Genomic DNA, 11,514 nt, shown 5'->3' on the forward strand with positions numbered 1-11,514 from the left:
CACCCGACCGGGATCGACCTCAGAACAGGATCGATCTCAGAACAGGATCGACGCGAAGGTCCCGACCCGCTGAAAGCCCACCCGGTCGTAGACCCGGCGGGCGGCATGGTTGAAGTCGTTGACGTACAGGCTGACCCGCGGGGCGAAGGCGGCCCGCGCCAGCGCGACCACGCTCGCGGTTCCTGCGGCGCCGAGGCCGCGCCCACGCAGCGCCGGGTCGACCCAGACGCCCTGGATCTGGCAGACGTCGCCCGCGACGGCGCCGATCTCGGCCTTGAACAGCACCCGGCCGTCGGCGATGTGGGCGAAGGAACGCCGCTGACCGACAAACTCGGCGACGCGGGCGCGGTAAAGGGCGCCGCCGTCGGCGAGCACCGGGGACACCCCGATCTCCTCGGTAAACATGGCGATGCAGGCCGGCAGGATGACGTCCAGCTCGTCCGGGCGCACCGGACGCACCGCCGGATCGGGGGCGACCCGCGGCGGGCGGTCGAGCACCAGCAGGGGCTGGTCGGCCCGTACCTCTCGGGCCCGCCCCCAGGTCGGCTCCAGATGCTTCCACATCGCCGTCACCGAGGAGGAGACGCCGACGATGGACGAGCAGCGCCGTCCCTGCCGGCGGGCCCGCTCGGCGAACAGTCTCGCCGAGGTGGGGCCCGCCGCCACGGGCCAGAGGTTGGCGCCGGAATAACACAGGGCGACCAAGCGGCCGTCCACGCTGTGCCCCCACATCTCGGCGCCGAGACGCCACGGGTCGAGCCCCGCCGCCTCGACCCGAGATGCGACGAACATATCGGCGACCGGGTTGCGGGCCAAGAGCTCGCGGACGGCCGGAAGATCCCTGTCGTCAAGCAGACGGGTCGGCGCGGACCGCAGAGGTAGGCCCATCCGGTCGAACCGGTTAACCTACGGAAACCGAGGGTTCGCCGGACGGGGTGCCGTCCGCCGCCATCTCCTCGGCCAGCCGCATGGCTTCCTCAATGAGGGTTTCCACGATCTGCGCCTCCGGAACGGTCTTCACGACCTCACCTCGGACGAAGATCTGACCCTTGCCGTTCCCGGATGCGACGCCGAGATCGGCCTCCCTGGCCTCGCCCGGCCCGTTCACGACGCAGCCCATGACGGCGACGCGCAACGGGACCTCCATGCCCTCGAGACCGGCGCTGACCTGATTGGCAAGGGTGTAGACATCGACCTGAGCCCGACCGCAGGAAGGGCAGGATACGATTTCGAGCTTACGCTGCCGAAGTCCCAGGGACTCCAGGATCGCGGTGCCGACCTTCACCTCCTCGACCGGCGGTGCCGACAGCGACACTCTGATCGTGTCACCGATTCCCTCGGCGAGCAGGGCCCCGAAGGCGACCGCGGACTTGACCGTGCCCTGGAAGGACGGTCCGGCCTCGGTGACACCGAGGTGCAGCGGGTAGTCGCAGGCCTGGGCGAGCAGCCGGTACGCCTGGATCATGACGACCGGGTCGTGGTGCTTCACCGAGATCTTGATGTCGCGGAAGTCGTGCTCCTCGAACAGCGAGCATTCCCACAAGGCCGACTCCGTCAGCGCCTCCGGCGTGGCCTTGCCGTACTTCGCCAACAGCCGCTTGTCGAGCGAACCCGCGTTGACCCCGATCCGGATCGGAACGCCGGCGGCCTTCGCCGCGCGAGCAATCTCTCCGACCTTGTCGTCAAAAGCCTTGATGTTGCCGGGGTTGACCCGGACCGCGGCGCAGCCCGCGTCGATCGCGGCGAAGACGTACTTGGGCTGGAAGTGGATATCGGCAATCACTGGGATCGGGGACTTGCGGGCGATCGCGGCGAGGGCGTCGGCGTCGTCCTGGCTTGGCACCGCGACCCGGACGATCTGGCATCCCGACGCTGTCAGCTGTGCGATCTGCTGCAGCGTGGCGTTGACGTCCGACGTCAACGTGGTGCACATCGACTGAACAGAGACCGGAGCGTCACCCCCGACCAGGACGTTGCCCACGTGGATCTGCCGGCTGTGCCGCCGCGTGCCGAGCGGACGGGCCGGAGCGGTTGGCATGCCCAGAGTTACGGTCACGTTGTCCTCACTGGCGAATCGGAGACGAAGATCGACGTGCGACTGACTCGGCCTGTCGGCTGCAGGAGGCAGGGCAGAATGGCACACCGTCGCGCATATTCATACGAAATTACCGATTCAGACGAATAGGATTGACTATGTCGGCGGACAGGACAAGCAGACTGAACCCGAGCAGTACGACGACCGTGGCGTACGTGGCTGGTAACAGTTTGGCGAAATCCACCTTCTGCACCGGACCGCGATAACCCCGGAGCCTGCGTAGACCATGCCGGGCCTGCTCGAAGCCCAGCACGGCAATATGACCGCCGTCCAACGGAAGTAGGGGCAACAGGTTAAAAATTCCGACCGCGAGATTGATCGCGGCGACCAGAATGAGAAGGTTCCGCACCCGGTCCACAGCCGAACTGCCCTCGGCCGAGACCACGTCACCGCCGATACGCGCCGCTCCCACCACGCTGATGAAACCCTGGGGGTCGCGGTTGTCGCTGAAGATATTACCGATATCACCGATCCGGCGGGTCAGCGTCTCGTACATACCGGTGAACCCGGACCCGATGACATCGAAGGTGCGGGGCACCGCTTCGATCGGGTTGTAGTGCACTGTCTCGGTTCCCGGTTTGACGCCCAAGGCGCCGACCCGGTCGTCGCCCGCCTGCCCGGTCTCCCGATCACGCCGGACCTCCACCAGGTTCGGCGTGAGAGTGAGGGTGCGGCCGTCCCGTTCGACGACCATCACCGCAGGCCCCGCTCCGTGCGCACGCACCTGCCGGGTGAACTGCGTCCAGGTCGTGACCGGAACTCCCCCGAAGCTGACGATCCGGTCACCCGGCCGCAGACCGGCCGCCGCGGCCGGCCCCGGTCCGGAACAAGTCGCGGTCGTGGCGACGCAACTCGTCGCGCCGACCCTCGACTCGCTGATCGTGGTCGTGCCCAGGACAACGAGCACTCCGTAGACCAGCACGATGGCGATGACGAAATGCACGAAGGAACCGGCCGACATGACCACGAGCCGGGCCCGCGCCCGCGCATTGTGGAAGGCGCGGGGTTCATCGGCCGGATCGATCTCCTCGAGCGGAGTCATCCCCTCGATCTTGACGAAACCGCCGGCCGGAATGGCCTTGACACCGTACTCGGTCTCCCCCCGCCGCCGGGACCAGATGGTCGGCCCGAAACCGACGAAGAACTTGGAAGCCTTCATGCCGTAGTGCCGGGCCGTCACGAAATGCCCGGCCTCGTGCGCGACGACCGACACCAGCAGGGCCAGTGCGAACGCCGCAATGCCGAGAAGCTCCATCAGACCGCCCCCTCGGCGCCGGGGGGGCGGCTCATACCGTGTCCCGTTCGGTCTCGCGCCGGATCAGCCGCCCGGCAGCCGCCCGCGCGGCTCGTTCGGTGGCGAACACCTCCTCCACGGTGGGATGATCGATCACTTCGTGCTCGGCGATGACCTCGGCCACCAGGTCGACGATACGGATGAAGGGCAGCCGCCCGGCGAGGAAGGCCGCCACCGCCTCCTCGTTCGCGGCGTTGAAGACCGCGGGGGCGGTGCCGCCGCGCCGCCCGGCCGTGCGCGCGAGCTCCACCGCCGGGAACGCCACCTCGTCCAGCGGTTCGAAGGTAAGCGCCTGCGCCCGCGACCAGTCCATCGGCGGCTGTGCCTGCGCCACCCGGTCCGGCCAGCCGAGCGCCAGCGCGATGGGCAGTCGCATGTCCGGCGGGGAGACCTGAGCGATCGTCGAGCCGTCGGTGAACTCGACCATCGAGTGCACCAACGACTGGGGGTGCACGACGACCTCGATGTCGTCGTAGGGAACCCCGAAGAACAGGTGCGCCTCGATCAGCTCGAGCCCCTTGTTCATCAGGGTCGCCGAGTTGATCGTCACCAGGGGTCCCATGTCCCAGGTGGGATGGGCCAACGCCTGCTCCGGGGTAACGGCGGCAAGATCGTCGCGGCGGCGCCCGCGGAAGGGACCTCCGCTGGCGGTCAACACCAGTTTGCGTACCTCGTCCCGCCGCCCGCCACGCAGGCACTGCGCCAGTGCGGAGTGCTCGGAATCCACCGGCACCAGGCGGTCGGGGTCGCCACCGAGCGCGTCGAGCACCAACGGCCCCCCGGCGACCAACGATTCCTTGTTCGCCAACGCCACAGTCCGGCCGGCGGCCAGCGCCGCGAGCGTCGGGGCCAACCCGACCGAGCCGGTGATGCCGTTGAGGACGATGTCGCATGGCCACGCCGCGATCTCGCTCGCGGCGTCGGGACCGGCGAGAATCTTTGGCACGGGGAACTCACCCCGACGGTAACCCCGCCGCGACGCCTCGGCGAAGAAGGCCAGCTGGAGGTCCTGAGCGGCCGAGGCCGCCGCCACTCCCACGGCCTGGACGCCGAGGTCCAGTGCCTGAGCGGCGAGCAGGTCCACCCGGGACCCGCCGCCCATCAACGCCACCACCCGGAACCGCTGCGGGTTGCGGCGTACGACATCTGTTGCCTGGGTTCCGATCGAACCGGTGGACCCGAGCAGGACAACCTCACGCAGGATCGAAGCCTCCACCACGTCACCTATTCTCTCAGGCCCACCGACCGCTCGACACCGCCCTGTTCGGTTCATGACAGGTGCCACCCGAAGATGCGCAATGGGTCCAGTGACAACTACGTTTCGTCAGGTCTGGTGGGCAGGACTTTGCGGTTGCCGCCCACCCCGATCGGCCACCCCGATCGGGGTGGCACGTCGGCCCGGTCGGTCACGTCGACGACGGCTGCGACGTCTACTCATCCCCGGCCGGGTGAGGAAGAAGGTGTGGCGCCGGCTGCCGGCTGCCCGGACGGTTCGGCACGGGGGGTGGCATCCGGGGCGGCGGGCGACGCCGGCGTGGTGGCAGGTCCGGAGGATGCGGCGGGTCCGGAGGATCCAGTCGACGGTGCCGCGGGAGTCGGACTGGTGGCGACGCCCGGGCCGGCGGGACCGGCGGAGACGGCGGGACCGGGCAGGCCACTTGTCGCGGGCGTAGGCGTGTAACCGAAATAGGTCAACGCCACAATGGTGGCACTCAGGCTGACGGAGGTCGGACCCAGCGCCGGGCGTGCCTGCGCCCCCGGCCAGGTGTGCCCCGCGCCCTGCATGGCTAACAGTCCGACATCGTGGCCGGCTGGGCAGCCGCTCCACACGGTGCGCTGCCAGGCGGCCGTGTCCCGGGAGGTCTGGCGGGCTCCGCCGCAGCCCAGAGCGGAGGCGTACCGGGTGAGCCGGTCTTCCACGGGCTGCGCGACGACCCCGGTGAAGGGGGCCGGTCGCGGAGCACCTCCGCCGGCATACGGTGCGATCTGGTCCGAGGTCCCATGGATCTCCAGGACGTTGGTGGCGGGCTTGGCGCAGGAGCCGGGCAGCACGCTCGACCCGACGGTCACCGCCGCCGCAAGACGGCCCGGCAGCGCGCAGGCCAGCGTGAGCACCATGTTCGCGCCGTCCCCGTAGCCCACGGCGAAGACGCGTCCCGCGTCCAGGCACATCTGACCAACGAGGTCGTTGAGCAGCGCGCCGACGAAGAGTACGTCGTCGGGTCCCACCGCCTTCGATCTGGTGAAGTTCCACCGCCCCTGCGTCCCGATCGGGGCGGCGACCACGAAGCCCGCCTTCGTCCCCTGATCGGCGAGCCGCGTGTACGCTTCCAGATCTTCCGGCGTCTGATTCAGATCATGGAAATTGAAGATCAGTGGTAGTGGCCTGGCCCGTGGACCCGCGGTCGGTACGGCGAGGACGTAGCCGCGCTCGGTTCCTCCCACCCGCAGCGCGCGGGTACCGATCCCGGACGGCAGGGTCTTCCCGGTGACGCAGCCGCTCTCGGGGGGCGGTGGGACCGTGGGCAACGGTATGGCCGACGCCACGGCGGCACGACCGCCGGATGCCCCGAGAGCGGCCTGGGTCGCCGAGGTCTTCGCCGGCCCCGGCTCCTGGGACATCGCGTACCACAGGAGCAGCAGCAACACTCCGGCGGCGGCCGTGATCGGCAGCCATACGGTGTTCGTCGCCCGGATACCCGGCCGGGAGGCCCCCCGGCGTCGACTCGTCGGACTACCGAAGGACACGGTCACCGTCAGGCGTCGTGCTCCCCACGGCACCGAACTCGACGAGACGGTCGGATCCGAGCTGCTCCGGCCGGTCCGTCCGCTCCGGCTTCCCGGCCGGCTCGGCCGCGAGCTGTCCGCAGGCTGCCGCGATCTCCCGGCCCCGGGTGTCGCGCACCGTCGTCACGATGCCGCGGTCCCGGAGCCTGCGGACGAACGCGCGCTGGCCGGCCGGGGCGCTGGCGCGCCACGAGGATCCACCGGTCGGATTCAACGGAATGAGGTTCACATGCGCGAGCCGGCCGACGAGCAGGTCCGCGAGGGCGTCGGCGCGTCCCACGTCATCGTTGACCCCGTCGATCAGCGCGTACTCGACGCTTACCCGTCTGCCGGTCACCTCGGCGTACTCCCAGGCGGCCGCGAGCACCTCGACCACCGGCCAACGGGTGTTGATGGGGACGAGTTCGTTCCGCAGAACGTCGTCCGGGGCGTGCAGGGACACCGCCAGAGTCACCGGCAGGCCCTCTCCGGCGAGACGACGAATCGCCGGAACGAGGCCGACAGTGCTGACCGTCAGGCCGCGAGCCGACAGGCCCAGGCCCTCGGGGGGGTGAGCGGTGAGGCGGCGTAGCGCGGCGATCACCGCGGCATAGTTCGCCAGCGGCTCGCCCATCCCCATGAAGACCACGTTCGACAACCTGGTCTCGCCGCCCGCGAGCTCACGGCGCTGGAGAACCCGGGCGGCGTGCACGACCTGTTCGACGATCTCCGCGGTCGACAGGTTTCGGGCCAGCCCCCCCTGACCGGTGGCACAGAACGGGCAGCCCATGCCGCAGCCCGCCTGGCTCGACACACAGACCGTCGCGCGATCCGGATATCTCATGATCACAGACTCGAGAGAAGCGCCGTCCACGGTCCGCCATGCCGTCTTGCGGGTCAGACCGTCGTCGCAGCTCAGCGTCCGCACCGGGACGAGCAGCCTCGGCAGCAGGGCGTCGAGGAGCGGCTGGCGGTCCCGCTCCGGCAGGTCGGTCATCGCCTCGGGCTCATCGGCGGCGATCAACCGCGCATAGTAGTGCCGGGCCACTTGATCGGCGCGGAAGGCCGGCTGCCCCAGCGACACCGCGACGTCACGCCGTTCCTGCCGGGTCAGGTCGGCGAGGTGACGCGGCGCTCGGCCCGCTCGCCGGGTGAGCGTCAGCCGCACGGGCCGGCCCGCCTCGGCGGTCGGGGGCTGGTCCGGACGTCCGGATTCGGCGGTCGTGGCAGTCATCGCGGATCCAGTCTGCCAGGTGACCGCGACCGAGACGAATGCACGGATCTGTCCGAAGGGGCCTACGAGAGGCGAGACCGGTCGACTGGACCCGGTTCCGATCAGTTCAGGAAGGAAGTGATCAGAAGCCAGGCGACCGGGGCGGTGCACAACAACGAGTCCAGACGGTCCATCAGGCCACCATGGCCGGGCAGCAGGCTGCTCATATCCTTGATGCCGATGTCGCGCTTGAGCAGAGACTCACCCAGGTCGCCGATCGTCGCGGTACACGCGACCGCCAGCCCCAGCAGAACGCCCTGCCAGGCCTCGGCCTCCAGCGGCCAGGCCAGCACGATCCCGGCGACGATCACACAGGTCACCGCCGAACCGGCGAATCCCTCCCACGACTTCCCCGGGGAGACGGTGGGGGCCATCTTGTGCCGACCGCCGGAGAGGACACCAGCCGTGTAACCACCGACGTCGCTGGCCACCACCGTTCCCAGAAAGGCGACGACTCGCCAGCGACCATCGGAGGGTTCGGTGAGCAGCGCGGCGAAGCCGGCCGGAAAGCCGATGTAGCCGGCCACGAACGCGGCGCCGGCGACGTCGCGGAGCAGACCCGTGGATGGCCCGAAAGCACGGACCAGCGCCGCCACGCCGATGGTGCCGGCGAGAGTCAGCAGCAGGCCGGTGGTCCCGTCGGCGTACGCGACGACCGGCATGGCCGCCGCCCCGGCAACCAGGGGAAGCAGGGGAACCCGTACCTGCGTCAGTCGGATCGCGCGGACCACCTCGTGGGTGCCCAGGGCCATCGCGGCACTGATCACCCCGACAAAAATCACCCGCAGAGTGAACAGCGGAACGAGGATGACGGCACCGAGAAGGACGCCGACACCGATGGCGGCCGGCAGATTGCGGCCGGCACGTGAGGGCCGGGACACCGTCCCGGCGGGCCGGCCGTGATTACCGGACCCAGGCGAGGATCCCGGCGGCGCGGATGACCCGGACGGCCCGGACTCAGCCACCGCGCGGCCGTCGACAGTTGTCATGGCTGCCCGGCCGTGGGCAGCGACCGCCGCATCGCGTATGCGTCATGCGCGGATCCGGGGACCGTCCAGGCGGTTCCGAGACCATGAGAACCGAACATCGGAGCGAGCGGCCGGTATCGAGAACGGACGCGGGAATGATCAAACCGAGAGAAGATCCGATTCCTTGAGCCGAAGAAGTTCATCCACCTGTCCGACGTATCGGTGAGTTGCCTCGTCGAGATCCTTCTCACCCCGCCGGCCCTCGTCCTCGCCGGCATCGCCGTCCCGCACGATCCGATCGATCGTGTCCTTGGCGTGACGTCGGACGTTGCGGATACTCACCCGGGCTTCCTCGGCCTTGGTCCGAGCCACCTTGACAAGATCGCGACGCCGTTGCTCGGACAGCTCCGGAAAAACACACCGGATGATGGTGCCGTCATTGCTCGGGTTGACCCCGAGATCGGAAGCACGCACGGCCTTCTCGATCGCTCCCAGGGACGATTTGTCGTAAGGCGTGATGATCACCATACGTGGCTCCGGGATGTGGAACGACGCGAGCTGCTGCACCGGTGTCGGAGCACCGTAGTAGTCCACCAGGATCTTGGAGAAGACCGCGGGAGTGATACGCCCCGTGCGGATGTTCGCGAAGTCCTCCCTGGCGACCGAGACCGCCTTCTCCATCTTCTCCTCGGCCTCGAGAAGCGTGTCGTCGATCACCGCATTTCCTTCCGTCTGTTCCTGGTCCGCCGGCGTCCACCGGGCGCCGGTCCTGTCATCACCGCGGTTCGGCCGAGCGCAGCCGAGTTCGTCGTCCCAGGGGCGAAGCCGTCCCGCCCGGTCCCGGATTCGCCTGACCGATGATCGCACAGCCGCCGCCTGCAGTGTGCCCTACCACGACGTCCCGCCGACCTGGGCCGACACCGCACCCACCGAGAAGCCTCGGAGCCGGCGGCCGCCGGCCACCCGATCAGGGAGCCGGCGGTCCGACGACGCTCAGGCCTGGCGGATGTTGAACCGGGAGAACCGACCGACCTCGATCTTCTCACCCAGTGACGCGCCGGCCTGGTCGAGCAGAGCTCGGATGGTCACCTTGCCGTCCTTCACCCATGGCTGGTCAAGCAGCACGCTGCTCTTCACATACCCGTTGACGCGCCCTTCAACGATCTTCGCGATCGCCTGCTCGGGCTTGCCCTCCTCGCGGGCCGCGGCCTCGTAGATCTTTCGCTCCGCCTCGAGGACCTCGTTCGGGATCTGCTCGGCGGTGACGTACAGCGGGTCCGCCGCGGCGATGTGCTGCGCGAGATCGCGGGCGAGTTGCTTGAAGTCCTCGGTCTTGGCCACGAAGTCCGTCTCGCAGCGAAGCTCGACGAGCACGCCGAGGGTGGGCGGGAGCTGCGGGTCGGTCCGGTGCAGATAGGACTCGACCAGACCGTTGGCGGCGCTGCGTGCCGCACGCTTGGCGACCTGCGCCTTGCCCTTCTCCCGCAGCCAGGACTTCGCCTTCTCGAAGTCCCCGGCGTTGTCGACCAACGCCTTCTTGACGTCGCTCATCCCAGCGCCGGTGAGCTCCCGGAGCTTCCGGATGTCAGCGACTGAAATCTCTACCATGGTGCTCTTCTCGTCGGTGTGGGTCTGGATGCTGTCGTAGTTCTGTCGGCCCCGGCCCCGCGGTGCCCTCCGGGCGCCGCGGGAGCGCCCGCCCGAGCGGCCCTGGCTGCGCGCCCGATCCGGTGCACGGGTCCGACCACCGGAACCAGGCCTGACATTCGGGAGCGGTGGTCCCCGACCCGACTCGGGGAACCACCGTCATCCTCACACAATGTCACCGCTGGTCGATCGCCACCACCGCAGGCGAATGAGACGCGGTAGCGGGTCAGACCGCGGTGCCGACCGCGGCGTCCGGCCGTGTCCCGTCCGCGGGCTCCGCCGTCGCCGGCTCCACCGCACCCGGGGCCTCGGCTGGTGCCTCACCACGCAGCAGGGCCTGCTCCCACTCGGCGAGCGGCTCCTCACCCGCGGACTGCTCGGGCTTGGCATCGGCAGAGCTCGAGGCGCCCGCGCGGGCCATCAGACCGTCCGCGACCGCATCGGCGACTACCCGGGTGAGCAGGGCAGCGCTGCGGATCGCGTCGTCGTTACCGGGGATCGGGTAGTCGACCTCGTCCGGGTCGCAGTTCGTGTCGAGAATCGCCACGACGGGAATGCCGAGCTTGCGGGCCTCACCGACGGCGATGTGCTCCTTCTTGGTATCGACGACCCACACCGCGCTCGGCACCCGGCTCATGTCGCGGATACCGCCGAGAGTGCGCTCCAGCTTGACCTTCTCCCGGGTCAGCACGAGCTGCTCCTTCTTCGTGCGCACCTCGGTACCGCCGGTCACCTCGATCTCCTCGAGCTCCTTGAGCCGCTGAAGACGCTTGTAGACCGTGGAGAAGTTGGTCAACATACCACCGAGCCACCGCTCCTTGACGTACGGCATTCCGACCCGGGCCGCGTGCTCCTCGATTGCCTCCTGGGCCTGCTTCTTCGTCCCGATGAACAGGACCGTCCCACCGTGCGCCACGGTCTCCTTGACGAAGTCGTAGGCGCGGTCGATGTAGGACAGTGTTTGCTGCAGGTCGATGATGTAAATGCCGTTACGTTCGGTGAAGATGTACCGCTTCATCTTCGGATTCCAGCGCTTGGTCTGGTGCCCGAAGTGCACACCGCTCTCCAGCAGCTGCTTCATGGTGACGACGGCCATCAGACGTCGCTCCTTCCCGCCCGGCCTGGGCCGGAACGCCTCGGTTGTGACGGCGCCATCTGACGACGGCAGCCCCTGACGCCCGGTTGGTCGTGGCCGCCGCTGTGCGGCGGACCGAGGAGACCCTTCCGATGATCCGATCCGGATCATCGGAAGTGGGCGTGCGAACTGGGCCCGGTGGACGGGCCCTGCGATCGATGATACCCGCCGGGCACGAGGATCCATCGGACTACCACAGCGGATCGGATCAACGGACCGGCCGGCGATGTCCACAGAGCGCGGGCATCGACAGCACGCGGCGGGAGTTATCCACAGATCACACGGCCGGTCTACCCAACGGCGTCAAAACGCCGCACCGTGGACGAGGCCGGTCCG

General features: G+C 68.9%; 10 protein-coding genes. All 10 read right to left on the bottom strand.

Going from position 1 to position 11,514, the window contains the following annotated elements:
• Positions 1-36: 36 nt before the first annotated feature.
• The 10 genes from AC08ON_RS05000 to rpsB all read right to left on the bottom strand — a co-directional run bounded on the left by AC08ON_RS05000 (position 37) and on the right by rpsB (position 11,139).
• Entirely contained in the window at positions 37-888 is an 852-nt protein-coding gene (locus AC08ON_RS05000; RefSeq protein WP_476606630.1) for a GNAT family N-acetyltransferase, read from the bottom strand.
• Positions 889-901: 13 nt separating this feature from the next.
• Positions 902-2,056, bottom strand: coding sequence for a flavodoxin-dependent (E)-4-hydroxy-3-methylbut-2-enyl-diphosphate synthase (gene ispG, locus AC08ON_RS05005; RefSeq protein WP_011437949.1), 1,155 nt, complete (start codon positions 2,054-2,056; stop codon positions 902-904).
• Positions 2,057-2,165: 109 nt separating this feature from the next.
• The gene (locus AC08ON_RS05010) at positions 2,166-3,350 is read right to left on the bottom strand and encodes a M50 family metallopeptidase (protein WP_476606631.1); all 1,185 of its coding nucleotides are present in this window, start codon (positions 3,348-3,350) and stop codon (positions 2,166-2,168) included.
• A gap of 31 nt (positions 3,351-3,381) precedes the next feature.
• A complete protein-coding gene (dxr, locus tag AC08ON_RS05015) occupies positions 3,382-4,662 on the bottom strand; it encodes a 1-deoxy-D-xylulose-5-phosphate reductoisomerase (RefSeq protein WP_476606632.1) in 1,281 nt (426 codons plus the stop codon).
• A gap of 161 nt (positions 4,663-4,823) precedes the next feature.
• A complete protein-coding gene (locus AC08ON_RS05020; RefSeq protein ID WP_476606633.1) occupies positions 4,824-6,143 on the bottom strand; it encodes a CE1 family esterase in 1,320 nt (439 codons plus the stop codon).
• Positions 6,124-7,389, bottom strand: a complete 1,266-nt coding sequence (gene rlmN, locus AC08ON_RS05025; protein ID WP_476606634.1) for a dual-specificity RNA methyltransferase RlmN — start codon at positions 7,387-7,389, stop codon at positions 6,124-6,126. The genes AC08ON_RS05020 and rlmN overlap by 20 nt, the downstream gene beginning before the upstream one ends.
• A gap of 101 nt (positions 7,390-7,490) precedes the next feature.
• Positions 7,491-8,417 (bottom strand): phosphatidate cytidylyltransferase, encoded by a 927-nt coding sequence (locus tag AC08ON_RS05030; protein WP_476616536.1) that lies wholly within the window; start codon positions 8,415-8,417, stop codon positions 7,491-7,493.
• A 138-nt stretch (positions 8,418-8,555) separates the two neighbouring features.
• On the bottom strand, positions 8,556-9,113 hold the full coding sequence (gene frr / locus AC08ON_RS05035; protein ID WP_476606636.1) for a ribosome recycling factor: 558 nt from the start codon (positions 9,111-9,113) through the stop codon (positions 8,556-8,558).
• Between the two features lie 276 nt (positions 9,114-9,389).
• Positions 9,390-10,004, bottom strand: coding sequence for a translation elongation factor Ts (locus AC08ON_RS05040; RefSeq protein WP_476606637.1), 615 nt, complete (start codon positions 10,002-10,004; stop codon positions 9,390-9,392).
• Between the two features lie 265 nt (positions 10,005-10,269).
• A complete protein-coding gene (gene rpsB, locus AC08ON_RS05045) occupies positions 10,270-11,139 on the bottom strand; it encodes a 30S ribosomal protein S2 (RefSeq protein WP_011437957.1) in 870 nt (289 codons plus the stop codon).
• Positions 11,140-11,514 lie beyond the last annotated feature (375 nt).

It is taken from the genome of Frankia sp. CoWAU3 (assembly GCF_977971855.1).